General features: G+C 72.3%; 22 protein-coding genes. 4 read left to right on the top strand and 18 right to left on the bottom strand.

The genetic code is table 11. The annotated features are described in order from the left end of the window. Nucleotides 1–24: 24 nt before the first annotated feature. From ABRP24_RS00110 to ABRP24_RS00090, 5 genes are all read right to left on the bottom strand, one after another. Nucleotides 25–1218, bottom strand: a complete 1194-nt coding sequence (locus ABRP24_RS00110) for an NAD(P)/FAD-dependent oxidoreductase (RefSeq protein ID WP_349849689.1) — start codon at nt 1216–1218, stop codon at nt 25–27. Between the two features lie 85 nt (nt 1219–1303). Beyond that, nucleotides 1304–2533, bottom strand: coding sequence for an acyltransferase (locus ABRP24_RS00105; RefSeq protein WP_301599927.1), 1230 nt, complete (start codon nt 2531–2533; stop codon nt 1304–1306). A gap of 424 nt (nt 2534–2957) precedes the next feature. Then, the gene (locus tag ABRP24_RS00100; RefSeq protein WP_111032782.1) at nt 2958–4256 is read right to left on the bottom strand and encodes an NAD(P)/FAD-dependent oxidoreductase; all 1299 of its coding nucleotides are present in this window, start codon (nt 4254–4256) and stop codon (nt 2958–2960) included. Between the two features lie 102 nt (nt 4257–4358). Further along, entirely contained in the window at nt 4359–4907 is a 549-nt protein-coding gene (locus ABRP24_RS00095; protein ID WP_111038318.1) for a dihydrofolate reductase family protein, read from the bottom strand. A 21-nt stretch (nt 4908–4928) separates the two neighbouring features. Then, entirely contained in the window at nt 4929–5408 is a 480-nt protein-coding gene (locus ABRP24_RS00090) for a hypothetical protein (RefSeq protein WP_301599926.1), read from the bottom strand. An 82-nt stretch (nt 5409–5490) separates the two neighbouring features. Here ABRP24_RS00090 and ABRP24_RS00085 point away from each other — a divergent pair, with 82 nt between their 5' ends. Then, entirely contained in the window at nt 5491–6264 is a 774-nt protein-coding gene (locus tag ABRP24_RS00085) for an alpha/beta fold hydrolase (RefSeq protein ID WP_176709312.1), read from the top strand. Nucleotides 6265–6335: 71 nt separating this feature from the next. Continuing rightward, complete coding sequence (locus ABRP24_RS00080) at nt 6336–7058, top strand: alpha/beta hydrolase (protein ID WP_301599925.1); 723 nt, start codon at nt 6336–6338, stop codon at nt 7056–7058. An 81-nt stretch (nt 7059–7139) separates the two neighbouring features. On the opposite strand, the gene ABRP24_RS00075 is transcribed toward ABRP24_RS00080, so the two are convergent. The 6 genes from ABRP24_RS00075 to ABRP24_RS00050 all read right to left on the bottom strand — a co-directional run bounded on the left by ABRP24_RS00075 (nt 7140) and on the right by ABRP24_RS00050 (nt 13432). Continuing rightward, nucleotides 7140–8153: a LacI family DNA-binding transcriptional regulator gene (locus ABRP24_RS00075; RefSeq protein ID WP_111058031.1), complete on the bottom strand. Its 1014-nt coding sequence runs from the start codon at nt 8151–8153 to the stop codon at nt 7140–7142. A 115-nt stretch (nt 8154–8268) separates the two neighbouring features. Next, on the bottom strand, nt 8269–10464 hold the full coding sequence (locus tag ABRP24_RS00070; RefSeq protein ID WP_301599924.1) for an acyltransferase family protein: 2196 nt from the start codon (nt 10462–10464) through the stop codon (nt 8269–8271). 15 nt (nt 10465–10479) lie between these two features. After that, entirely contained in the window at nt 10480–10623 is a 144-nt protein-coding gene (locus ABRP24_RS00065) for a hypothetical protein (protein WP_349849694.1), read from the bottom strand. Nucleotides 10624–10694: 71 nt separating this feature from the next. Next, a complete protein-coding gene (locus ABRP24_RS00060) occupies nt 10695–11720 on the bottom strand; it encodes a Gfo/Idh/MocA family oxidoreductase (RefSeq protein WP_349849696.1) in 1026 nt (341 codons plus the stop codon). Beyond that, a complete protein-coding gene (locus ABRP24_RS00055) occupies nt 11717–12739 on the bottom strand; it encodes a Gfo/Idh/MocA family oxidoreductase (protein ID WP_349849698.1) in 1023 nt (340 codons plus the stop codon). The genes ABRP24_RS00060 and ABRP24_RS00055 overlap by 4 nt, the downstream gene beginning before the upstream one ends. Nucleotides 12740–12778: 39 nt before the next feature. Further along, a complete protein-coding gene (locus ABRP24_RS00050; RefSeq protein WP_349849700.1) occupies nt 12779–13432 on the bottom strand; it encodes a CatA-like O-acetyltransferase in 654 nt (217 codons plus the stop codon). A gap of 41 nt (nt 13433–13473) precedes the next feature. Between ABRP24_RS00050 and ABRP24_RS00045 the strand changes: the two genes are divergently transcribed. Beyond that, nucleotides 13474–14031 carry a YbaK/EbsC family protein gene (locus tag ABRP24_RS00045; RefSeq protein ID WP_071246993.1) on the top strand — a complete coding sequence of 186 codons (558 nt, stop codon included), beginning with the start codon at nt 13474–13476 and terminating at the stop codon, nt 14029–14031. Here ABRP24_RS00045 and ABRP24_RS00040 read toward each other — a convergent pair. From ABRP24_RS00040 to ABRP24_RS00010, 7 genes are all read right to left on the bottom strand, one after another. Further along, nucleotides 14012–14380: a VOC family protein gene (locus tag ABRP24_RS00040; protein WP_214527418.1), complete on the bottom strand. Its 369-nt coding sequence runs from the start codon at nt 14378–14380 to the stop codon at nt 14012–14014. The genes ABRP24_RS00045 and ABRP24_RS00040 overlap by 20 nt on opposite strands. A gap of 19 nt (nt 14381–14399) precedes the next feature. Beyond that, nucleotides 14400–18251, bottom strand: a complete 3852-nt coding sequence (hrpA, locus tag ABRP24_RS00035) for an ATP-dependent RNA helicase HrpA (RefSeq protein WP_349849703.1) — start codon at nt 18249–18251, stop codon at nt 14400–14402. Between the two features lie 39 nt (nt 18252–18290). Next, nucleotides 18291–20123: a DUF255 domain-containing protein gene (locus ABRP24_RS00030; RefSeq protein WP_301599917.1), complete on the bottom strand. Its 1833-nt coding sequence runs from the start codon at nt 20121–20123 to the stop codon at nt 18291–18293. 91 nt (nt 20124–20214) lie between these two features. Continuing rightward, nucleotides 20215–20745: an ATPase gene (locus ABRP24_RS00025; protein ID WP_139179100.1), complete on the bottom strand. Its 531-nt coding sequence runs from the start codon at nt 20743–20745 to the stop codon at nt 20215–20217. A gap of 4 nt (nt 20746–20749) precedes the next feature. Further along, the gene (locus ABRP24_RS00020) at nt 20750–21817 is read right to left on the bottom strand and encodes an NAD-dependent epimerase/dehydratase family protein (protein WP_301599916.1); all 1068 of its coding nucleotides are present in this window, start codon (nt 21815–21817) and stop codon (nt 20750–20752) included. Between the two features lie 50 nt (nt 21818–21867). Further along, the gene (locus ABRP24_RS00015; RefSeq protein ID WP_301599915.1) at nt 21868–22728 is read right to left on the bottom strand and encodes a rhodanese-like domain-containing protein; all 861 of its coding nucleotides are present in this window, start codon (nt 22726–22728) and stop codon (nt 21868–21870) included. A 344-nt stretch (nt 22729–23072) separates the two neighbouring features. Further along, nucleotides 23073–24614 carry an MFS transporter gene (locus tag ABRP24_RS00010; RefSeq protein ID WP_138801794.1) on the bottom strand — a complete coding sequence of 514 codons (1542 nt, stop codon included), beginning with the start codon at nt 24612–24614 and terminating at the stop codon, nt 23073–23075. A gap of 171 nt (nt 24615–24785) precedes the next feature. On the opposite strand from ABRP24_RS00010, the gene ABRP24_RS00005 reads away from it, so the two are divergent. Further along, nucleotides 24786–25431: TetR/AcrR family transcriptional regulator (locus ABRP24_RS00005; RefSeq protein WP_371836695.1), on the top strand; the 646-nt coding region annotated here is incomplete at its 3' end.

Genomic DNA, 25431 nt, shown 5'->3' with positions numbered 1-25431 from the left:
GCGCTGCGGGCCGGACGCGAGCCGTCAGGCCCAGCGCATCGCGTAGAGCCGGGCCAGGCCGTGCGCGGTCGGCAGGGACAGGGCGGTCCGGAGCAGCGCCTCCCGGCCGGTCGCCGTGACGGGGCCGAGCGGACGGCCCAGTGCCATGTTCACCTCGGCCTGCCGGGCCGCGCGTCGGGCGGCCGCCTGGCGGCGGGCGGCGTAGCCCGGCCACGGACCGGCGATGCCGGTGCGGACCGCACCCACCAGCAGGGGCGCCAGCTCGGCGGCGTCGAGCCACCCGAGGTTCATGCCCTGCCCGCCGATCGGGCTGATCTCGTGGGCGGCATCCCCGACGAGCACAGCTCGGCCGACGCCCACGCGGTCGGCGGTGCGGCGGCGCACCCGGAAGCCGCTGGTCATCGAGCAGCTCGCGGGGTCCGGCACGACGCCGGTGCGCGCCGCGACGAGTGCGGCCAGGCGTGTGACGACCGCGGGGTCCGGCGTGCCCGTCCAGCTGCCCTCGGCCGAGGCGAACGCGTCGTCGTCCGGCACCAGGGCGACGTACCGGCGCCGCGCACCCGGCAGCGGGAAGGACTCGACGACGCCGTCCGGGCCGACGTCGACCAGCGCGGAGGACCGAGCCGACGGGGCCTCGGGATCGGCGAAGTCACCCATCACGTAGCGTTCCGGGTACTCGCGCCCGGTCGTGCCGATGCCGAGCAGGTCACGGACGGCGCTCCGGGCACCGTCGGCCCCGACGACGAAGGCGGCACGGACCGTCACGGTGCCGCCGTCCGGTCCGGTCCCGGTGGCGTCGACGTGGTCGGTGTGCCGGGACAGGGCGGTCAGGGTGGTGCCGGTCCGCAGGGCGTTCGGTGCGCTGGCCCGGAGCCGGTCCCGGAGCAGGGACTCGGTGCGGTGCTGGTCGAGGGTGGCCACGTACGGGTGGGTCGGCGACGCGCGGTCGAAGCGCAGGGTGCCGAGGGTCCGGCCTCGGCTGCGGGCCACGCCGGCGTGCACCAGCGACGCCTCGGCGAGCACCGCGGTGTCCAGGCCGATCGCGGCGAACGCGTCGAGGGACGGTGGGTGGATGCCGATGGCGCGCGAACCGGTCGGCGGCTCGGCCCGGCGTTCCCACACCCGGACGTCGACGCCCCGCACCGCGAGGAGTGCCGCCAGGAACAGTCCGACGGGGCCGCCGCCGACGACGAGGACGTCGACGCGTTCGATGGGCACGTCCGCGAGCCTACGGTGACCGTTCGCCGCCGCGTTCAGTGAGCAGAAGGCGTCGGGTCAGGGGGCCGTACTCGACGTCTTCTGCTCACTCGATGCGCTGCGCGGGCGCGGGCGTGGTCGCCGGCGCGGCGTGGGCTGCCGCACTGCGACCCGCTCGGACCCGTGCGCGGAAGCGCTCGACGGGGACCTCGACGGCGTAGGCGGCGCCGATCGACACGATCACCACCGCGCCGACCAGGCCGACCGTGCCCCAGGGGCCGATCGCGAAGGTGCCGAGCAGCGCGATCACCAGCGGGTGCCAGAGGTACGCCGAGTACGAGACGCGGCGGCCGAACCACGACACCGGCGTCCAGGCCAGGGCGGCGGACACGGGGGAGCGGACCGAGACCAGCCCGCCGATCGTCACCGCCGCGATCAGCCCGGTCAGCGGCAGCACGATGCCGAACGTCGACGCGTGCTGCGTCCAGTCGTCGTCGATCCGGAGCAGCACCCCGACCAGCAGCACGAGACCGAGCCAGGTCGCCACGTGCCCGAGGACGCCGGCGGCCCGCACGCGCACCCGTTCGTCGTCGAGCACCAGGGCCAGCGCGCAGCCGATCGCGAGCGGCACGACCCCGAGCACGGGCGAGAAGTAGACGTCGGGCGTGGCACCGCCGCTCGGGCTGCGGTAGCTCGCCCACGACGCCGCCGACGCTCCGACGACCAGGATCCCGAGCCCCGCCAGGAGCCAGCGACGGCGGACCCGGAGCGCGGCGAGCAGGACCAGCACCGGCGGCCAGACCAGGTAGAACTGCTCCTCCATCGACAGGCTCCACGTGTGCGCGAAGACGCCCTGCGAGGTGTCCCAGAAGGCGCGGAACAGGTTGCCCGTGTAGGTCAGCGCGATGAACGCCGCTTCGCCGGACGACAGCGAGGCGCCCTTGTAGTCACCGACCCAGTTCCAGAGCAGCAGCCCGACGACGACGAGCGCGAGCAGTGCCGGGTAGAGGCGGAGCAGCCGCTTCACCCAGAACGAGCCGAGGCGCACCCGCCCGGTGCGACGCCGTTCGCCGAGCAGCAGCGTCGTGATGAGGAAGCCCGACAGCACGAAGAACACGGTCACGCCGATGAAGCCGCCCTCGAACTGCGGCACGTGCAGGTGGTACAGGACGACGACCAGGATGGCGAGGGTCCGGAGTCCGTCGAGCGCGGGTGCGCGGTGCGTCAGCGGAGGTGGTGGAGCCTTCGCCGACCCGGCCTCGGAGTGCGCCGGGGTGGCCGTGCGGTGCTGTGGCTGCGCCTGCGTCGGCGCGTGGGTCAGCGTGGTCGTCGCCATGGTCCCTCCCCGCGCTGCTCGGTTGCGTTTCGCCGACCAGGGTCCTCCTCGCGGGTAAGAGGAGTCTCAACGAGCGGGGTGCACCAGGCTCGTCAGGGCTGACGTCGAACGACAGTGTCGACGTCGCACGACAGCGACATCGTCGTTCGTTGCACGCGCGCAATGTTGCGAAGCGCGCGCAGCGACCATGTCGCTGTCGCACGACAGCGACATCGTCGTTCCGCGTCGGCCGGCCCCACTGTCCCGGCCACGCGTCGGCGCCAGCCCCGCGCACCACGCGCCGGCCGGGAGGCCCGTGACCGGCCCGCACCGCGCCTCCAGGCCGTCGCGCCCCGCGTCCACCGCACGCACACCGTGAGCAGGAACGGTCGGGTCCGACGTGCGGACCCGACCGTTCCTGCTCACCAAGTGGAAACGCGCGCGGCTACTCGGCCTTCTGCAGCTGCCAGGGGTCCGGCTCGCGGTCGCCGTTCGGGCGCACCGGACGCACGTCGCCGACGATCGGGATCGAGCGCTTCCGCATGAACCACACGTAGCGGACGAAGAAGTGCGTCAGGGTCGACATCCGGTTGCCGGCGCCGAGCAGGCTCGTGATGTGCACGAACACCCAGGCCAGCCAGGCGATCGGGCCGACCATCGTGATCCCGCCGCGCAGCTGGGCGACCGCGGCGTTCGTGCCGATCGTCGCCATGGTGCCCTTGTCGAAGTACTTGAAGCGCTCGGTGGCCTTGCCCTCGAGCAGGCGCACGATCTGCCGCGCCGAGTGCCGTCCGCCCTGCAGCGCGGGCTGGGCGAGCTGGGCGAGGGCGTCGTCCTGCGCCGCGATGTCGCCGGCGGAGAAGATCCGCTCGGCGCCCTTCACGCTCAGGTCGTCGTTCACCTGGATGCGGCCACCGTGGGTCTGCGGCAGGCCCCAGCCGGAGACCTCCTTGTGGGCGGCCACGCCGGTCGCCCAGATCACCTGCGACGCGGGGATGAACTCGCCGTCCGCGGTCATCACGCCGTCGCGCTTGACCTCGGAGACGCCGGTGTTCAGCCGCAGCACGACACCGCGCTTGCGCAGCACCTTCGCGGCGTACCGGCGCAGGCGCGGGGCGAACGGCTTGAGCAGCTCGCCGCTGCGGTGCACGAGGGTGATCGAGATGTTGCCGCGTTCGATCTCCGGGTACGCGCCGACGAGCGCCTGGTCGCGGAGCTCGGCGAGCGCGCCGGCCATCTCGACGCCGGTCGCACCGCCACCGACGATCACGATGCGGATCTCGTCGGGGCCCTGGTTGGCCGCCGCTTCTTCCAGCCGGGTGAACAGCTCGTCGCGGATGCGGAGTGCCTGCGAGCGGGAGTACATCGAGTACGCGTACTCGTACGCACCGGGGGTGCCGAAGTAGCTCGTGTTCACGCCGTTGGCGAGGATCAGGTAGTCGTAGTGCAGGTGCTCGCCGTCGGACATCTCGGCGATGCGCTCGTCGGTGCGGATGCCGGTGAGCAGGCCGTGACGGAACTCGGCGTTCGACTGGCGGGCCCGGAGCGAGCGCAGGAAGTACGTCACGTCGCCGGCGTTCAGGCCGCCCGTCGCCACCTGGTACATCAGGGGCTGGAACATGTTGTAGACGTGGCGGTCGACCAGGGTCACCCGGACCGGCGCATCGGCGAGCTCGCGCATGGCGGCCACACCGGCGAATCCACCGCCGACGATGACGACGTGCGGGCGGGTGTCCTGGGTCATGCTTGCTCCGGTGTTCCTCGGGTGCGGATGGTCACCATCGAGGGTACGCGCGGTTTGCCGGGGCGCATGACGGGTGGGGCCGGGAGGCCCGTGGTGCGTCCGTCAGGCGTCGAACCGACCGTAGGTGTTCAGCACGTTCCCCTTGCTCGTCACGGTGCTGTCGACCAGACGCAGGCGCGTGGGCGGATCGGTCGGTTCGAACAGTCGCCGGCCACGGCCGGCGATCGCCGGGTGGATCATGAGCTGCAGTTCGTCGAGGACCCCGGCGAACAGCAGGCTGCGGACGAGCGTGACACTGCCGCACACGGCGATGTCCGCCCCCTCGCGCTGCTGCAGATCGCGCACGAACGCGGGGACGTCGCCCGGGATCCTCGTGCTGTTCTGCCAGGTCAGGTCGTCGCCGAGCGTGGTGGAGGCCACGTGCTTCTCGATCGGGTTGATCCACTGGCCGAAGGGGTCCTCCGGGTGGGCTGGCCACCACTCGGACCACTCCAGGTAGCTGTTCCGGCCGAGCAGCACGGTGTCGGTCCGGGCCATGAAGGCACCCATTGCTGCACCGAGCTCGTCGTCGAAGCTGTCGTACTGGAACTCGTAGGGGTCCTGCACGACGCCGTCGACCGACGTGAACAGACCGGCAGTGGTCTTCCGCATGGGACGGATCGTACCCGCCGTTCAGCTCCCGGTGCCGTACCCGGGGGCCTGGCCGGTGCCGTTGCCCGGGAACCGGTTCGTGCCGGGCACCTGCGTCGTCGACTGCGTCCGGTCCGCGCCGATCGCGTGGCCGATGGCGAACCCGACGCCTCCGCCGACGAGCAGCGCGGCGAGCCCGACGATCGCGGCGAGGAGCGGCCAGAACCACGGGGGCTTCGGGCCTGCGCTGCGGCGGTCGGTCGGGCTCGCGGCGCCGGCTGCGGCTCCGTACCAGGGGGTGGTGCCGTTCGGGGCGGTGGAGTCCCAGGCGCCCGGGGTCGTGGCGCCGGCGTCCGCGCGGTACGGCTGCTGCTGCTGCTGCTGCTGTTGCGGCGCGGGGGCGTCGAGCGTGGAGGTCGACGCCGGGGTCGGGGCGGCGCCCCAGCCGGTCGGCGTCGTCGCCCGGTTCGCCGGGTCGGAGCCGTCCGGTTCGTGGCCGTTGGTGGGAGTGGTGTCGCTCATGTCAGGAGTGCACACGGCGCGGCTGTGTGCAGCCGATGACGAGGCTGACCCGGTGCTGCGAACCGCCGCGTAGCCTCGGCTCGTGCGCGCTGCTGTGGAGACCGTCCGGATCGACGGGTTGCCCGTGCGCCTGCACGCGATGGCGTCGCGGCAACCGGTCCGCGACGACACCGACCCCACCGTCGTGTTCGTCCACGGCATCGGGATGTCGCACCGGTCCTTCGCTCGGTCGCAGCGCGCCGTCGCCGTCGAGCACCGCACGGTCAGCGTCGACCTGCCGGGGTTCGGCTGGCTGCCCGCGGCCGGTCGGCGGCTGTCGATCGAGGAGCTCGGCGACGTCGTCGTTCGGGCGGTCCGCCACCTGGTCGACGGCGACCTGGTGCTCGTCGGGCAGTCGATGGGTGCCCAGGTCGTGGTCGAGTCCGCCCGGCACCACCCGGAGACCGTCGCGGCGATCGTGCTCGTCGGTCCGGTGATCGACTCCGAGCGGCGATCGCTCCCGCTGCAGGCGCTCGACCTGGGCCGCGACGGGTTCGTCGAGGGGGTCCGGATGAACGGCGTCCTGGTCACCGACTACCTGCGGAGCATGCGGCAGTACACGCGAGAGCTCGGACCGATGCTCCGCTACCCGACCGAGCAGACGATCACCGAGGTGACGCAGCCCGTCCTCGTCGTCCGCGGCACCCAGGACCCGATCGCGCGCCACGATTGGTCGGCGCGGGTCGCGGCCGCTGCGCCGAACGGCACCTTCGTGGAACTGGCCGGCCCGCACCACGTGCAGGAACGGCAGCCGGACGCCTTCGCGCGCCTCCTCGAGACGTTCCGCAACGCCGAGCGCCTGGAGGGACTGCGATGACCCGGCCGGTCACGTCGGGGACGGAGGCGGCGCGGACGGCGCGATCCGGGCCTCCAGGCCGTGTCCCGCTGGTGCGACGCGCGTGGTGGGCCGCACTCGACTGGGGGTACGCCGCCAGGTGGCAGGTCCGGAGCCTCGGCCCGACCACCGCGGACGACTACCGGACCGGCGCCGGGCAGCCCGTCGTCGTGGTGCCCGGCGTCTACGAGACCTGGCACTTCATGCGGCCGCTGATGGACGCGCTCCACGACCGGGGGCACCCGGTGCACGTGCTGCCCGTCCTGCGGCACAACCTGCGGCCCGTGCCCGACTCGGCGCGCGAGGTGATCGCGACCCTGGAGGAACAGGACCTGCGGAACGTGCTCGTGCTCGCACACAGCAAGGGCGGGCTGATCGGCAAGTACGCGATGACGCAGCTCGACCAGCACGAGCGGATCGACCGGATGGTCGCGGTGTCGACGCCCTTCGCGGGCTCGGTCTACGCGCGGCTCGCGCCGGTGCCGCACCTGCGGGCGTTCCGGGCGGCCGACCCGGTGCTGGCGGGGCTGGCACGGGAACTCGACGCGAACGCGCGGATCACCTCGGTGTACGGGGTGTTCGACACGCTCATCCCCGAGGGCAGCGAGCTCCAGGGCGCGACGAACGTGCGGCTGCCGGTGGGTGGGCACTTCCGGATCCTCGGCGATGCGCGGACGCGGTCGGCGGTGCTGGCGGCGGCGGACCCGGGTGGGGGCGGCGGCGGCTCCGGCTCCGGGTCCGGCGCCGGCTCCGGGTCCGGCGGTCTTTCGCGCTGAGCGACACGTCACGGGCGCACGACGGCGTGAGGTGTCGGTCAGCGCGAAACGGCGGCGGCGACGGCGGCGTCCGCGGCGGCGTCAGCGCGGGCGGTCGGCGACGCTCGCGCGCTCGACGATCCGGTGCGGCACGACGACGGTCTCCGGCGCTGCCCCGCGGTCCGCGATCCGACGGGTCAGCAGGTCGAGCGCAGCCGTTGCGAACGCCCGACGGTCGAACGACACCGTGCTGAGCGACGGGATCGCGTACGCGGCGCCGTCGACGTCGTCGAACCCGATGACGCTGACCTGGTCCGGCACCCGGACACCGCGGGCGGCGAGCACGTGCAGCACCCCGAACGCGATCGAGTCGGTGAACGCGAAGACGGCGTCGGGCAGGGGGTGCTCGTCGAGCCAGGCCGCGAAGGTCGTCGCCGCGGAACTCGTGGTCCACGCCGGCAGCGGGACACGGAGCGACGGGTCGGGCGTGATGCCGGCGGCGGCGATCGCGGCGGCGTACCCGCGTTCGCGGAGCTCGCTGGTCGCCGTCGCCGCACCCTCGGGCGACGCCCCGACGATCGCGATGCGCCGGTGCCCGTGGGCGATGAGGTGTTCGGTGACCTGCTCGGCCGCCGCACGGCTGTCGACGTGCACCTGGTCGACGTGCTCGGGCTCGACCTCGCCGATGACGACGGTCGGCGGCAGTCCCTCGGTCGAGGCCAGGACGCTCGCGCTGAGCGACACCGGGTTGAGGATCAGCCCGTCCACCAGGTGTGCGCGGGCACGGGAGACCAGTTCGCGTTCGCGGGCCGGGTCGTTGCCCGTCTGCTCGAGCTGCACGACCCAGCCGCGTTCGCGGGCGAGTTCCACGAAGGACTGCGCGAGTTCGGCGGAGTAGGCGCTGCCCATCTCCGGCAGTGTCAGCGCGATGGCTCCGGAGCGGCCGTTCCGCAGGCCACGCGCGGACAGGTTCGGTACGTAGTCGAGCTCGGCGACCGCACGCTCGACGCGTTCCCGGGTTTCCGGGCGCACGACCACGCCGCCGTTGACGACGTTGGAGACGGTCTTCGGGGACACCCCGGCGAGGGCGGCCACGTCCCGCACGGTTGCGCGCATCGGGACGAGCGTAGCGCGGGCGGTACCTGGCGGTACCTGGCGGTACCTGGCGGTACCTGGCGGTACCCGGCTGGCCGCAGAGGCCGTCGCGGCCGTCGCGGCCGTTGCAGCTACCTCAGCCGGCGACGGCGGCCTCGACCGCAGCGGTCACCTTCGGCTCGAGGAACGGCGCCATGGATCGTGCGTAGGTCTGCGTGACGTGTTGCACCTGTCGGTAGACGACGACGCCGCCGATGACCGAGGGGCAGGTGCCGTCGGCGCAGAACATCGCTGTGGAGTCGATCAGCGTGACGCCCGGCGTGGTCCGCGCGGCCTGCGCAACCGGGTCGTCGATCAGCGCGTCGGCCTCGGAGACGTCGCAGGCGGCGCCGTCACCGTGCTGTTCGACGCAGCTCGGCACGTCGGACACGCCGCCGATGCCCGGGTCGGGGTTGTCGCGCAGGGCCACGATGCTCGACCCGGCCTGCTGCAGGCGCACCCAGGTCTTCGCGTACTGGCCAGCCGCGTCGTCGCGGACCTGGGGCGTCATCTCGTCGGCGTGCCGGATGATGCCGTGCGGCCACGGCGTGCGGGACATCGCGGCGACGAACACGACGTCGTACCGCTCCTGCTGCAGCCGCTCGAGGGTGTCGGCCTTCCAGGTGTTGCACGACGGGGTCACGAGTGCCCGGGTCATCGGGCAGCCGGAGTGCAGGTAGGTGGTGAGGCTCCAGTGCTTCGCCTTCGCGATGAGCTCGAGGGACGGCACGTAGTTGGCGGCGTGGGAGTCGCCGACGATCGCCAGCCGCACGGTGCCGTCGGGGTCGCCGACCTCGCAGCCCCGGACCGTGGTGTCGTCGCCCGCGACCTGGCACCCGGCGCCGGACTGGTCGGCGAACGCGTCGGACCCCGCCTGCACCGGGCTGGGCGTGATGTCGGCCGCGTCCACCTGCGGGCAGTCCGCCCCGGGCTGCATCGCTGCGGCACCGTGACAGGCTCGGCTGGTCAGCGTGCCGTCCGCGGTGACGGTGACCCCGGTTGCGGCGCCCGCGGTCTCCTCCCGCACCACCGACCAGTACATGCTGGCGGCGGGCACGGCGACGACGAGCATGCCGGCGATCGCGAGCACCAGGACGCCGCGGTGCCGCGGGTGCCGCGCGCGCATGCGCTCGCTGGAGAACGCGATCACGGGCTGCTCGATCAACCGGCGCGAGAAGTGGGCGAGGACGAGCGCGACGCCGAGCACGATGCCCTTCGCCCAGAGCGGGGTCGCTTCGCCCGTGGGGGTCCCGATCACGAAGGGCATCACGATCAGCAGCGGCCAGTGCCAGAGGTAGAGCGAGTACGACACGTCCCCGAGCCACTGCACGGGGCGCAGCCGGTACAGGAACGCCGGGCTCCACGCGGGCTCGGGCATCCCGCCCGCGATGACGAGCGAGACCCCGATGATGGGGATGAGCGCCGTCCAGCTCGGGAACGGCGTCGACGCGTCGAACCGGAGCGCGGTCGTCGCGACCAGGATGAGGCCGGTCCAGCTCATCGCTGCCGCCAGCGCCGCGGGGATCCGGACGCGCTGCAGGCCGAGCCAGAGCAGGCCGCCCGCGGCGAACTCCCACGCCCTGGTCGTGGTGAGGAAGTAGGACGCCGGGGTGTGCGCCGTCGCCCAGATCGAGTACGCCAACGACAGCACGAACACGATGCCCAGCGCGACGGCGATCGCCGGAGCGAGGGACACACCGTTCCGGCGTCGGCGCCGGTACCGCACGAAGGCGCAGAACCAGAGGACGAGCGGCCAGACGGCGTAGAACTGCTCCTCGGTCGACAGCGACCAGAAGTGCTGCACGATGCTCGCGTCGGACGCCAGGGCGGAGTAGTCGACGGCGTTGCCCGCGAGCGCCCAGTTCTCGACGTAGAGCGCGCTGGCGATGATCTGCTCGGTGAAGTCCTTCCAGAGCGTCCGGGGGACGAACACCGCGGTCAGGATCACGGTCACGAAGAGCGTCGCCATCGACGCCGGCAGGAGTCGCCAGGCACGTCGAGCGTAGAAGGCCCGGAAGCTGAACCGGCCGGTGGCCAGCGGTTTCGCGATGTGCGCGGTGATGAGGAAGCCCGAGATCACGAAGAAGACGTCGACGCCGACGTAGCCACCGGGCAGCACCTCGGGGAACAGGTGGTAGAGCACCACCGCCCCGATGGCGATGGCACGGACGGCCTGGATCTCGAGTCGCAGCTTCCTGGTGTCGGCCGCACCACCCGGACGGCGAGCGTTGTGACGAGCACGGTGGCGCGCGACAGGAGCGTGTCGCGCTGCGCGCGCCGGCGCGACCGTCACGAGCTACCCCTTGCCTCACGATGCGCGGTCCCTACCGCGCGCCCCGAACATACCGCCGGGGACGGCACGACGCGAATCCGCCTCGCCTCCGAAGACGACGACGAAGACGACGACGAAGACGAAGACGACGACGACGACGACGAAGACGCGGACGAGCACGCGGACGAGGCCGCGGCTGCGCGACGTCGACCTGGACGGTCACATCGGACTCGCGCTGCGGCGCTCCCGCATCACGCCGGGGTGACCGCCACCGTCCTGCCCGTCCGCACCGACTCCTGCGCCGCGAGCACGATCGACAGCGTCCGCAGCCCGACCGCGACGTCCGGCTGCGGCTGCTCGCCCGATGCCACGGCCGCCAGGAACGTCCGGAGCATCGGCAGGTCGTGGTCGGGTCCGTACCGGAGTTCGATCGGCCGGCCCCCGACCGCGTCGAGTCCGCGAGCAGCCGCCCCGAAGAAGTCCACCGACACCGTGCCACCGGTCCCGGCGACGTCGAGCGTCAGTCCGCCCCACACCGGCGACGTGTCCGGTCGGCTCCACGAGCAGTCGATCGCCGCGATCGTGCCGTCGTCGTACGTGATGGTCACCAGGCCCGCGGTCTCGGCGTTCGCTCGGTCCGCGTGCAGCACCCGGTTGGCGACGGCGGTGACGGACACCGGCGCCGCGCCGGTCAGCCCGTCGATCAGGTCGGCGACGTGCACGACGTGGTCGACGAGGGCGCCGCCTCCGCTCGACCGGACATCGGTGAACCAGTCCCGGGCGGGGGGCAGCATGCCGTTGTTCGCGCCCCGCACCGAGAACACCCTGCCGAGTGCGCCCGAGTCCCGCGTCGCGCGCAGCCGGTCGAACGCCGAGGCGAAGCGCACCGGGAACGCCATCATGAGCAGCACCCCGGCGCGGTCCACCGCATCGCGGATGGCGAGGCCGTCCTGCCACGAGGTCGCGAGCGGCTTCTCGCAGAGCACGTGTGCCCCCGCTGCCGCCGCGAGCTCGACGTGCTCGCGGTGCCGGGCGTTCTCGCTCGTGACGATCACCGCGTCCGGACCCCAGGCGAGCAGCTCGTCGACGGAGTCCGCGTACCCGACGCCGAGCGCGCGTGCCAGTTCGGCTCCGCGCAGGTCGCCGAGCTCCGTCCCCGTCGAGGTGCCGTCCGGATCCGTGCCGCGCACCTCGACGTCGGGCATCGCCGCCAGGGCACCGAGGTAGCTGATGGCGTGCGTGTGGGCGAAGGAGAGCACCCCGACCCGGAGCGTCACCGCGACACCTCCACCGGCTGGCCGGACTCGATCGAGGCGATCGCCGCGTTCGCGATCCGCACCGCAGCGACGCCGTCGTCCACGGTCACCCGGGGCGGTGCACCACCGTCGAACGCGGCGAGGAAGTCGGCGAGCTCCAGCGCGTACGGGTCCTCCGCCGGGTCGACCGTCGGCAGGAAACCGTCCACGGAGGCCGGTGCCGCGAGGTCACTGCGGGTGTCCTCCTCGGCCCGGGACGAGTGCGACAGGCTGCCGAGCGTCCCCGTCACCGAGTACTCGGTCGTGAAGGCGAGGTGCTGCGGCCCCCACAGCCCGGCGACGTGGCTGATCGCGCCCGACTCGTGCGTGAGCAGGACGTGCGCCGCCTCGACCGGCTCGGCCTCGGAACCCGCGCGGACGCTCACCGCCGACACCCGGGTCACCTCGCCCGCCACCCAGCGTGCGATGTCGAGGTCGTGGATCATCTGGTCCATCACGATCCCGCCCGACAGCGCGCGGTCGCCGAACCAGGGAACGTGGGTGGGGAAGGCACCGGACCGCGAGAACCGCAACACCGCCAGGTCGCCCAGGAGGCCCGTGGTCGCGGCTTCGTGCAGGCGCGCGTACGCGGGGAACCAGCGCACCACCTGGGCCGGGTAGAGCTGCACGCCTGCGTCCGCAGCGCGCGCCGCCAGGTCCGCCGCGTCCGCGTCGGTCCGGGCCAGCGGCTTCTCGGAGACGACGTCCTTGCCGGCCGCGATCGCCGCACGGACGACCTCGGCGTGGGCGTGCGTCGGGACCACCACGTCGACGACGTCGACCGCGGCGAGGAGTTCGTCGAGGCTGTCGGCGACGGTGATCGTGCTGCCCTCGGCCCGGGCGGTGTCGGTGAACGCGGCGACGAGTTCGTGGGCGCCCTCGCGAGCGTGCACCACCACGTCGCCCAGGCGGAGCAGCCCGGGCAGGTGGGCGACCGAGATGCCGCCCGCGCCGACGAGCCCGATGCGTTTGCGGGCGGGGGTCTCCGACTGCGACGTCATGGGGTCAGCGTAGGAGATGCGGTGGGAGGACGGGCACGGTCAGCCGAGCCAGCCAGGGGCGGCGAAGAGCTCCTCGAGCTCACGCAGCAGTCGGGTCGTGTGGAAGCCGTCGGCAGCGGCGTGGTCGACGTGCAACGCCAGCGGCAGCAGCGTCCGGTCACCAGTGGTCCGGTACCCGCCGAGCGTGATGATCGGCAGCAGGTGGTCCCAGCCGTCGCGCACCTGCAACGAGAAGCCGGTGAACGATGCTCCCGGCAGCGTCGAGACGTCGAAGACGTTGCCGGGCCGGTCGTCCTGCGGGAACATCCGGGTGTCGTCCCGGTACTGCGCCATCGTCGACACCACAGCGTCGTGGAAGGTGCCGAAGTCGTCGTCGTACGGCACGACGAGAGCGGAGAACGTCTCGGTGTCCGGGTGGAACACGGTGAACATCGGGTGGACACGGTCCCACACGGCGGGGGAGCCGTCGTCGAGCAGCTGCATCCGGAACTCGTCGTGCCGGTTCACCACGGTCGCGATCGCCCAGAGCTGCGACGCGTAGGTCCGACGGCCGGTTGCTCGGATGCGCTCGACGAAGGCGGTGACGTCGAGTTCGACGGTCACCTCGTACGCGCAGGGCACGCGGTGCCGGTAGTGCTCGAAGTGCTCCCGGCGGGGCCACTGGTCGACGTCGATCGCCCGGAGTTCGGTCATGGCTCCACCCTCGTGCGGGATCGCTTCCCTACGGTGGAGCCATGCCGACGCTCGAACGTGTTCCCGCCCTGGTCGCCACCGGATTCCTCGCGATCCCCGTCGCCGAAGCCCTGGTCGCGTTGCCGACCGAGGTCGTCATGAAGATCGAGGGGGCCCCGATCGACGCCGACCTGGCCGACACCGCCGCGTTCTCGGAGGCGTACGGCTACCCGCTGGCCGGCGGCGCCAACTGCATCGTCGTCGCGGGGAAGCGCGGCGACGAGGTCCGCTACGCCGCCTGCGTCGTCCTCGCATCGACCAAGCTCGACGTCAACCGCGTCGTGAAGCAGCTGCTCGACGTCCGCAAGGCGAGCTTCGCCCCGATGGACGAAGCGGTCGAGCTGACCGGCATGGAGTACGGCGGCATCACCCCGATCGGGCTGCCGTCCTCGTGGCCGCTCTACATCGACGCGCGCGTCCTCGACGCCCCCGAGGTCGTCATCGGTGCCGGTCGTCGCGCCGCCAAGCTGTTCCTGCCCGGCGCCGCACTCACCGCGCTGCCGAACGTGACCGTGGTCGAGGGTCTGGCGACCGAACCGGTCAGTCCGACGGCCGGATGAGGCAGAACGGGTGCCCCGCGGGGTCGAGGTAGACGCGGAACGTCTCCGTACCCGACCCCGTCGCCGTCGCACCGATCGCGAGCACCGCGGCCTCGCCGTCGTCCAGGTCGTCGACCTTCACGTCGAGGTGGCTCTGCTGCGGCACCGCCTGCCCGGGCCACTCCGGCGCCCGGTAGTCGTGGACCTGCTGGAACGCCAGGATCGGACGGTGGTCGGTGAACGGGAGGGCGAGCTCCGCCCAGTCCTCGTCGAAGCCGACGATCTCCCCGCCGAGCAGCTCGGCGTAGAAGCGGGCGAGGGCGCGGGTGTCCGGGCAGTCCAGGACGACGACGTCGAGTGTGCCGATCATGGCCGACACGGTAGACCCATCAGCGTGCGGCGGTCAGCGCCTTCGTGATCCGCTGCAACGAGACGGTCTCGGCGGTCCCGAGTTCCTGCGCGAACAGGCTGAGCCGGAACTCCTCGAGCATCCACCGAGCGTGCACGAGTTCCGGGTGCGCCCCGACCGCGGGCGGGAAGGTGCCGCCGGCATCGGTGTAGCGGTCGGTCGCCACGGTCACCTCGCGCATCCAGGTCGCGTCGCGTCCGGGGTTCTGCAGCAGCTTCTGCACGCGCGCCTCGATGCCCTGCAGGTACACGCGGATGCGGCGCAGTCGGCCGAGCCCCGCGACGGCGACGAACCCCGGGAACACCAGGCGCTCCATCTGCTGCCGCATGTCGCTGAGGGCGGCGAGCAGCGACATCGAGTTCGCCTGCTTGAGTGCTCGTTCGGCGGAGCGCTGTGCGGCCAGGACGGCCGCGACCTCGGACACCGCGGTGAACATCGTGTCGACGACGGAGCCCGACACGGCATCGCGGACGGCCTCGAACTCGGCCTTCGTGAAGACGAGGCCGTCCGGGTGGGCCCGACGGATGCCGGCGTCGACCACGGCGGCCAGCACGTCGTCGAACAGCGCGGCGGTCGACGGGTAGGGGCTGGCGGCGAGCGCGAGCTTCTCCTGCGCGGTCAGGTGCGACTGGATGTACGACACGGGCGACGGCACCGCGTGCATCACCAGGCGGCGGACCCCGGCGGGCATCCGGACGACGCGGTCGGACGGGGTGGCGAGCAGCTGCACGCCGACGGTCGCCTTCGGACCGGCGCCTTCCTCGACCAGGGACGGGTACGCGCGGATGACGCCGCCGGCTTGCTTGGTGTCGAGGGTCTGCGGCAGGTCCTGGTCGGGCCAGGCGGTGAGTCCGGACTGTTCCAGCGGGCGACCGGCGCCGGCGGAGGCGACGCGAGCCGCGCCTCCGGTCCGTCCCGCGCCCTTCGCCGTGGCGGAGGCGACGCTCTGCTGGGTCCGGTCCTTGAGCTTGGTCTGCAGGGCCGACAGGTCCTTGCCGGTCTCGACCCGGCGACCACGCTCGTCGACCACGGCCCACGTCGGCAGCAGGTGCGCGGGGACACGGGACAGGTCGAAGTCGGACTCGGAGACCGGCACGTAGGTCATGCGCTGGATCGCCTTGGCGAGGGTGGCGCGGAACGACTCCGTCGGCTCGGTCGGGGCGTCGTCGGGCAGCTCGGCGACGATCTTCTCGGCCCAGTCGGCAGCGGGCACGACGTTCTTGCGGATCTGCTTCGGCAGCGACTTGATGAGCGCGGTGACGAGTTCCTTGCGGAGGCCGCGCACCTGCCAGTCGAAGCCCTCTTCACGCATCCGTGGCAGGAGCGCGAGGGGGACCTGCACGCTGACGCCGTCGTCCTGTGCACCGGGCTCGAAGCGGTACTGGATGGCGAGACGCTGGTCGCCGCTCCGCCACTGGGTGGGGTACTCGACGTCGTCCTCGGCGGCCTCGGCCGCTGATTCGTCCAGCAGGTCGGACCGGCGCATCGTGAGCAGGTCCGGCTGCTCACGGCGGGTGGTCCGCCACCACCCCTCGAAGTCGCGGGTCGTGGCGACGTCGGCCGGGATGCGGGCGTCGTAGAACTCGTAGACGTTCTCGTCGTCGAGCAGGATGTCCCGGCGGCGGGTGCGTTCCTCGAGCTGCTCGAGTTCCTTGCGGAGCTTCCGGTTGGCGCGGTCGAAGGCCTGCTGCGATTCCCACTCGCCCTCGACCAGGGCGTGCCGGATGAAGAGCTCGCGGGAGTGTTCCGGGTCGATCCGCGAGTACTGCACGCGTCGGCGCTGCACGATCGGGACACCGAACAGGGTCACCCGCTCGTAGGCGACGACCGCGCCCTGCTTCTTCTCCCAGTGCGGCTCGCCGTAGGTGCGCTTGAGCAGGTCACCGGCGAGTGGCTCCACCCAGGCGGGGTCGATCCGGCCGACGGTCCGGGCGAACAGCCGGCTGGTCTCGACGAGCTCGGCGGCCATGACAGCGTCCGGCTGCTTCTTCGCGAGCACGCTGCCCGGGAACACCACGAACCGGGTGTTCCGGGAGCCGAGGTAGTCGCGCTTCTCGCGGTCCCGCAGCCCGATCTGGCTGAGGAGTCCGGCGAGCAGCGCGCGGTGCACGGCGTCGCCGTCGTCGGAGCGGGACTGCCCGACTCGGACGTCGACCTGCTTCGCGGCACGGGAGAGCTGCCGGTACAGGTCCTGCCACTCGCGGATGCGCAGGTAGTTCAGGAACTCGGCCTTGCACAGTCGGCGGAACGCGCTCGACGAGAGTTCCTCCTGCTGGTCCTCGATGTGGTTCCAGAGGTTCAGCAGGGTCAGGAAGTCGCTCGTCGGGTCGGCGAAGCGGGCGTGCAGCTGGTCGGCGTGCGCGCGCTTCTCGAGCGGGCGCTCGCGGGGGTCCTGGATGCTCAGGGCGCTGACGATCGCGATGACCTCGCGTCCGACGCCCTGCCGTCCGGCCTCGAGCACCATCCGACCGAGCCGGGGGTCGATCGGCAGCCGGGTCAGCTGTCGCCCGGACTTCGTGATGCGGCCGTCCTTGTCGACGGCACGGAGCTCGCGGAGCAGGTCGAGGCCGTCCTTCACGCCCCGGCTGTCCGGCGGCTGCAGGAACGGGAACGACTCGATGTCCCCGAAGCCGAGCGAGATCATCTGCAGGATCACCGCGGCGAGGTTCGTGCGGAGGATCTCGGGGTCGGTGTACTCGGGGCGTCGGCCGAAGTCGTCCTCGGAGTAGAGCCGGATCGCGATGCCGGCACTGGTGCGGCCCGCTCGACCGGAACGCTGGCTGGCGCTGGCCTGCGAGATCGCCTCGATCGGCAGGCGCTGCACCTTGGCCCGCGGGGAGTACCGCGAGATGCGCGCCGTCCCGGTGTCGATCACGTACTTGATGCCGGGCACGGTCAGTGAGGTCTCGGCGACGTTCGTGGCGAGGACGACACGACGGCGGATGCCCGGGGTGTGCCGGCGCTCGAAGACCCGGTGCTGGTCGGCCGCGGACAGGCGGCCGTACAGCGGCAGGACCTCGGTGCCCGGGTAGCGCTTGCCCTCGATCGCGTCCTGCGCGTCGCGGATCTCGTTCTCGCCGGACAGGAACACGAGCACGTCGCCCGGGTCCTCCTGCGCCAGCTCGTCGAGGGCGTCGGTGATGCCCTGCAGGGTGTCGCGGTCGTCGGCTGCGTTGCCGCTGTCACCGGTGCGGGAGTCCGACTCGTCGTCGGCGTCGTCGTCCTGGTCTTCGGCGACGAGGGGGCGGTACCGGATCTCGACCGGGTAGGTGCGGCCGGACACCTCGATGATGGGGGCGTCGTCGAAGTGCTTCGAGAACGACTCCGGGTCGATCGTCGCACTCGTGATGATGAGCTTCAGGTCGGGGCGACGGGGGAGCAGTCGCTTCAGGTAGCCCAGCAGGAAGTCGATCGTCAGGGACCGCTCGTGTGCCTCGTCGATGATGATCGTGTCGTACCGCTTCAGGTCGCGGTCGAAGTGGATCTCGTTCAGCAGGATGCCGTCGGTCATCAGCTTCACGCGGGTCTCGGAGCTGACCTTGTCGGTGAACCGGACCTGGTAGCCGACGAGCCCGCCGAGCTCCCCGCCGCCCAGTTCTTCCGCCACGCGCTCGGCGATGGTCCGCGCCGCGATCCGGCGGGGCTGGGTGTGCCCGATGTGCTCACGACCGAGCTCGAGGCAGATCTTCGGCAGCTGCGTGGTCTTGCCCGAACCGGTGGCCCCGGCGACGATGACCACCTGGTTGTCACGGATGGCAGCCGCGATGTCGTCCCGCCGCTGCGAGACCGGCAGTTCGGGCGGGTACGTGATGACGGGCAGCGGAGAAGACATGAGCATTTCAGGATACAGGCGCGCCGAGCGGCTGGTTCGTCAGGCGATCTGCTGGGCCAGGGCGTCCGCCGACCGGGACGGCAGTTCGCACACCCGGTCGTGGCAGACGTACGCGGCAGGGTCGAGCACGTCGCGACCCTCGAACAACGAGAACCCGGCCTCGGCCCAGTCGCGTGCCTGCTCCGGCGTGGTGGTGGCGACGACCGTACCGGGGCGCCGAGCACGGTGTGCCACGGCCCGCATCGGGTCGTCGGTGCCGCTCGTGACGACGACGATCTCGCGCGACGGCCGTTGCAGGGCGAGGGCGACACCGAGGGCGTCCGCGTGACCGAGGGGTCGCTCCGTCCCGGTGCGGGCGCGGTCGGCGACGAGTCGTGCCGCGGCGACCCGCAGCGCCCCGTCGCCCGTCAGCGCCCCGAGCGTCGCGGCGGCCGACGCCAGCGCCACGGTGCCGGACCGCATCGCGGTCTGCGGCTGTTCGCCCGTGGCCGTCCCCGCGGCGGCGAGCACCGGGTCGACGTCGAAGCGTTCGGCCAGGCCGTCGTCGACCAGCGAGCGTGCGACGGCCGCGTAGGAGACCTCGCCCGTCACCAGGGCCAGTTCGAGCAGCCCTTCGGCGAGCAGTCCGACGTCCTCGACGGTTGCCGGAGCAGAGGACGCCCCGCGCGGTGTGCTCGACCGCACCGCCACGTGGCCGTCCTGCACGTGGGCGGCGAGGACCGCGTCCGCCGCTCCCCGCGCGAGCGCGACGAGTTCCGGGTCACCGTGCCGTGCGCCGGCGATCGCCAGCCCCCGGATCGCCAGGCCGTTCCAGCCCGTGAGGACCTGGTCGTCCAGCGGTGGCGGGTCGAGCTGGGCGCGCTCGGCGACCGGTCGGCGGTACCACTCGCCCTCGACCCGACGGCCGTCGATGGTCGACTCGCTGTCCTGCGCGGCGACGAAAGCCCCGTCGGCACGGCGCAGGGTGTCCCGGAGGAAGTCGGCGATGCCGCGGGCCTGCTCGGCCCCCGCGACGGCGAGCAGCCCCGCGTTGTCGTAGAGCATCCGTTCGTAGTGCGGCACGCTCCAGTCGCGTTTGGTGGCGTACCGGAAGACGCCGCCGTCGGCGTCGGTCAGCTCGGACGCGCGGATCGCGTGCAACGACCGGTCGAGCAGCCCGTCGGCGTCGGCGTCGCCGTCGGCCGCCGCGTCGGCGAGGAACTCGAGCAGCGGTGTGCTCGGGAACTTCGGCGCGCCGCCGAAACCGCCGTAGGTGGTGTCCTCTGCCTGGGACAGCTGGTCCGTGACGGCCCGGATGGCGTCGTCGGACGGGAGGCCCGGGTCGGCTCCGGCACCGCCCTCGCCCGAGCGGGTGGCTGCGTCCGCCGCGGCGCCCTGCCGGATCGCCGTCGCGATGGCCGAGGCGTTCGCGTCGACCTCGTGCCGACGCTCGGTCCAGGCGTCGAGCACCGCGGCCAGGATCTGCCGGAACGCCGGGACCTGCCCGACCGGAGTGGGTGGGAAGTACGTCCCCGCGAAGAAGACGTGGCCGTCGGGCGTCAGGAACGTCGTCAGCGGCCAGCCGAGCTGTTGCGTGAACGCACTGGCCGAGGCCATCAGGCTCGCGTCGACGTCCGGCCGTTCTTCGCGGTCGACCTTCACCGACACGAAGTCCCGCCGGAGCAGCTCGCCGATCTCCGGGTCGGCGAAGCTCTCGCGTGCCATGACGTGGCACCAGTGGCACGTGGCGTACCCGACGGACACCAGCACCGGGACCCCGCGCTCGCGCGCTTCGGCGAACGCCTCGGGACCCCACTCGCGCCAGTCGACGGGGTTGTCGGCGTGCAGACGCAGGTACGGGCTGACCGAGGTGCCGAGGCGGTTGTCGTTCATGGCTCCAGCGTGCCCGCCTGCGACTGGGGGGACCACCGCCCCGGGACATCTGTGGACGGGACGCCCGCTCTGCACAGGCCGAGCGGGGAGATCAGCGCTCGAGCCACCCCGTGATCGACGCGAGCCGTGCGGCCACCTGGGCGGGGCCCTGGCCGTCGGTGTCCACCCGGGTGACCGTCTCCGCGGTGGCCGAGTCGAGCCTCCCGGCCGTCCGCGTGCTGTGCGCGAGCTGCGACTGCGGGACCGCACCACCCGCTCGTCGTGCGAGCCGGTCAGCGGTCGCGCCGTCGGATGCGCGGAGCAGGACGACGCGCACCAGCGGATCGTCGCCCATCGCCGCAGCGAGGCGCTCGTGCTCGAGCACGGACACGGTGTTCGTGTAGACGAGCCGGTGGTGACCGATCGCCCGGTAGCCGGCCCAGATCATGGCCAGGTTCCGCTCGGCCAGGTGCGCCTCGGGGTGTTCGACGTGCGGTGCCGGGTGGGCGAGGTCGAGCACGTCGCCCTCGATCACCGCGTGGCGGACGTCCGCCGCGACGAGCAGGTCGTGCAGTGCCTCGGCCGCCGTGGACTTGCCCACGCCGGAACGTCCGCCGATGAACAGGACCTCGGACCGGAGCACCGGGTCAGCCCAGGTTGAGGGAGAGGAGCGCGAGTGCGGCATCCTCGGGGCCGTAGTCGAACAGGTGCTCCCAGAACGGGTCGTCGGCCCACGGGACGTCGCCGTCGGCAGGGGTGGCGTGGGCGGTCTCGACGAGCCATGCCAGCTCCGGGGCGACGGCGGTCCGGAATTCCGGAGGTTCCCAACCCAGGGCTCGTGCTGCCGTGGTGTCGAGGACGAACGGCGACGGCGACGACCAGGGCGTGCCGCCCACGAAGGCGGGCGCGTCCTCGTCGAGCAGGACCTCGTCGAACCGGTGGTCCAGGTGTCCGGCGATCGTGCGGACGATCTCGAGCACGGTCGGGGCAGCGGCGTCCGCGACGTTGAGGATCCGGCGGTCCGGTGCGTCCGCCACGAGTCGGACGAGCGAACCGATGCCGCTCGCCGCCGTCGTGTGGTCGACGCCGCGGCCGTGGTCGGCGAGCAGGATGCGCTCCCGGCCGTCGAGCACACGGCGGACGACGAACCACTCCCGCGGGCGGCCGATGCCGACGCCGTACACCTTCGACGGGCGGAGCACGGTGACCGGGGCGCCGTGGTCGAGCAGGACCTGTTCGGCTGCCACCTTCGCGGCGCCGTACCCGTCACGACTCGTCGGGTCGCCGTCCCCGGCGGCGACCGTGGGCTGGATCTCGGTGACCGCGCCGCCGAACACCGGCTTGTCGAGCGAGTTCGCGTGCCGGCCCTGCTCGTCGGCGTAGACGGCCTTCGACGAGACGAAGACCGTCGAGCCGACGTCGTCGAGGAACGGCAGGAGCTGCTGGGCGTCGTCGCGCGTCGCGCCGACGGTGTCGACGAGCAGGTCGGCTCCGGGGCGGAGCAGGTCGCGCAGGACGGACCGGTCGCGGCGGTCACCGGACGTGAACGTGGCGCCGGAAGCGGTCAGCGCATCCGCTGCGGGGCCGCCTCGGCGTGCGAGGACGTCCACCTGCCAGTCGTCACCGCCGCGGCCGGAGGCGTCGAGGAGCGCACGTGCGACGGCCGAGCCGATCCCGCCGGTGCCGCCGAGGATGACCGCGCGTCTGGTGCTCATGGTGCAACGGTAGTGCGGCAGGCGCGGCCGTCGTTCCGCGATCGGTTCCGTCAGGAGGCGAGCTGCTCGTGCCGCCACCAGTCGGCGAGCGAACCGTCGTAGACCTTCACCCGGTCGTGCCCGAGCACCGTCAGGGCGAGGGCGTCGACGCACGCGGCGCTGCCCACCCCGCAGTACGTGACGATCTCGTCGGCACCGATCACCGCGGCGAAGGCCCGCTCGAGTTCGGCACCGCGCAGGTACGCGTTCGTCTCGGGGTCCACCAGGTTGTCCGCCGTGATCGGGGTGCTGCCCGGCACGATCGGCGGGTGGTCGTCGCCGAGGGCGGCCCAGGGCGCGGCGAACACCAGGGACGCCGGCTCTTCGCCGGAGACCGCTCGGGTGACACGGTCGTGGTCGGCCCAGAGCGCACGTTGCTCGCCGGCCAGGAACGCGCCGGCATCGGGGTCGGACGGTGCCGCGGGGGTGCGGAGTGCGCCCACGCGGACCGGGCGGCCCTCGTCGCGCCACTTCGTGAAGCCACCGTCGAGCACCGCGACCGAGTCGAAGCCGAACGATCGGAAGATCCACCACAGGCGTGCCGACCACTCACCGACGCTGTCGTCGTAGACCACGACGGTCGAGGTGTTCGTCACGCCGAGCTGCGCCGCGGCGACCTCGAAGCGCTCGGCGCCGGGGCGGGTGAACGGGACGTCGGCGTCGGCGGCGGAGAAGTCGTCGATCAGGTCGGCGAAGCGGGCACCGGGCACGTGGCCGCGCTGCTCGTGGGCGTCCCGCCCGGGGAGCCAGGTGGTGTCGAACCCGGCCCCGACCGTGTGCACCGAGGCGTCGAGCACGACGAGCTCGTCAGCACCGAGGTGGTCTGCGAGCCACTGCGTCGACACGAGTGGTGAGGTCAGGACGGGGGCCATGCCGCACACCATAAACCGCACCCCTGACGTGGGCCAGAGTCGTGGACACACGGCGCAACCGGGGGTGGGGGCGGGGTGCGGGCGGGGTGGCGCTGCTGACGCGGAACGACGGTGTCGTCGTCGTACGACATCGACTCTGTCGCACCCGCGCGTGTGCAACTGTCGGCGCGTGCACGGAGCGACGATGTCGTCGTCGTACGACGTCGACGATGTCGTTCGGCGTCGGCACCCCCGCCGACGCTCGCCCCCGCCGACGCTCCGCCCCGCCGACGCCCCCCGGCACGCACGACGGCCCGCCCCGGCAGAACCGGAACGGGCCGAAGGTGCGGAGCGAACCGCCAGCGTCAGTGTGCCGCGGCGGGGATGCTCCCCGTCGTGGCGGACCCGGCACGTGCGAGCCGCTCGACCCGCACCGACTGCCGGTTGATGAGCAGTCCGCCGGCCAGGGCGACGAGCACGAGCACGCCGGCCGAGATGCCGAACGCCACGTGGTAGCCGTCGAGCGTGGCCTGGGCCTGCTGCAGCTTCGTCGGGGCGGCGGACAGCCCGGACAGGCTGTTCGACACCACGTCGGCGAAGATCGTCGACAGCAGCGCCGTGCCGATCGAGCCACCGATCTGCTGCATGGTGTTCACCGTCGCCGAGGCCACACCGGCATCGGCCCGAGCGACCCCGGTCGTGGCGGTGTTCATCGCGGACGAGAAGATCGTGCCCATGCCGAGGCCGATCACGATCAGCGCCGGCAGGACGGTGCCCGCGTAGGAGCTGTCCAGGTCGGTGCGGAGCAGCAGGAGGAGCCCGGTCGCGGCGACCAGGCCGCCGGCGAAGATGAGCACCTTCGGCCCGACGCGCGGCAGCAGGCGGCCACCGATCTGCGTCGCCGAGATCATGATCGACAGCGGCATCGGCAGGAACGCGAGACCGGTCTGCAGCGAGCTGAAGCCGAGGGTCTGCTCCAGGTAGTAGGTGAGGAACAGGAAGATGCCGAACATGCCGATCGCGACCAGGCCGATCGCGATGAACGAGCCGCCGCGGTCACGGTCGAGCACGACGCGCAGGGGCAGCAGCGGGTGGGCGACGCGGGTCTCGATGAACACGAACGCGGCGATCAGCACGACACCGCCGGCGAGCATGGCGATCGTGACGGGGGAGTCCCAGCCGTTCGTCTCGGCGTTCGAGAATCCGTAGACGACGCCGACCAGCCCGAGCGTGATGGTGATGACCCCGAGGACGTCGATGCGCGGACGCTCGACCTTCGGCGGCTTCTCCATGAAGACGAGGGCGCCGATCACGCCGAGCACGGCGAAGACGACGTTGACGTAGAGGCACCAGCGCCACGAGGCGTACTCGGTCAGCACGCCGCCGAGCAGCAGGCCGATGGCCGCACCCGAGCCGGCGATGGACCCGAAGATGCCGAACGCGCGACCGCGTTCCTTGGGGTCGCGGAACGTGGTGGTCAGCATGCCGAGTGCGGACGGGGCGAGCAGTGCGCCGAAGACACCCTGCAGCGCGCGGGCCGCGACGAGCAGGCCGAACGAGTCGGCCAGGCCACCGAGGACCGAGGCGACGGCGAAGCCGACCAGCCCGATGATGAAGGTGTTCTTGCGGCCGAACAGGTCGCCGAGACGACCGCCGAGCAGCAGCAGCGAGCCGAACGCCAGCGAGTACGCGGTGACGATCCACTGTCGCTGGTCGGTGCCGAAGTCCAGGTCGGCCTGGGCCGAGGGCAGGGCGATGTTCACGATGGTCGCGTCGAGCACGACCATCAGCTGTGCGAGGGCGATGACCGCCAGGGCGATCCAGCGGTGGTTGCTCTTGGCGGGGGTGGTGCCCGGAGTCGTGGGTGCGGTCCCGGTGGGGGTCGGCACGGTGTGTTCTGCCGTCACGGCAGCCTCCTTCGAGAAGGTTGGAGGGTGGGGTGGAGGTGCGCGCCGTCGGGCACTCCCGAGATGTGGTGGTGACGAAACCGGATGCGAGGCATCCGTTTGTGGTCAGTGTAGACCGAAACGGAAGGAGGGCATCCACTTGTTCCCAGAAAGTGCAACTACGGTCGGATCGTGAGCACCACCGACTCCGTGTCCGACCTCGAGCGACCGCTGCGCGCCGACGCTGCGCGCAACCGTGAGCTGATCCTGCAGACGGCGCGCAAGTGCTTCGCGGAGCGCGGGCTCTCCGTCACGTTGAACGACATCGCGCACGAGGCCGGCGTCGGGGTCGGCACCGTCTACCGACGGTTCGCCGACAAGGACTCCCTGATCGAGGCGCTGCTCGCCACCAAGTTCGAGGCCATGAACGACGCCGCAGCGCGCGCCGCGGACGTGTCCGACCCGCGTGAGGCGCTCCGGGTGTACCTGATGGGCGTCTTCGCGTTCCGTGCCCGCGACCGAGCCCTCGCCGACGCCATCGTCCGTGCCGGCAAGGCCCGTCCGTCCATCGTGCAGGAGCGCGACCGGCTCGAACGCCAGGTCGCCGCGATCATCGGCCGTGCCGAGACCGCCGGCGTCGTCCGCCCCGGCTTCGACTACCGGGACCTGCCGATGCTCACCGCGATGGTCGGTGCGGTCGCCGACGCCACCCGCGAACACGACCCGGACGCCTGGCGCCGCTACGCGGAACTCCTGATCCAGGGCGTCCTGCCGGGCACGGACGACACCGCGCCGATGCTCGGCGACCCGCTGGACCGCGAGTCGATCGAGCGCGCGC

The organism is Curtobacterium sp. WHRI 8282 (assembly GCF_040223925.2).
Taxonomy (GTDB): Bacteria; Actinomycetota; Actinomycetes; order Actinomycetales; family Microbacteriaceae; genus Curtobacterium; species Curtobacterium flaccumfaciens.
The sequence above is the reverse complement of the archived record's forward strand: the minus strand, read 5'-3'. Positions and strand labels throughout refer to the sequence as shown.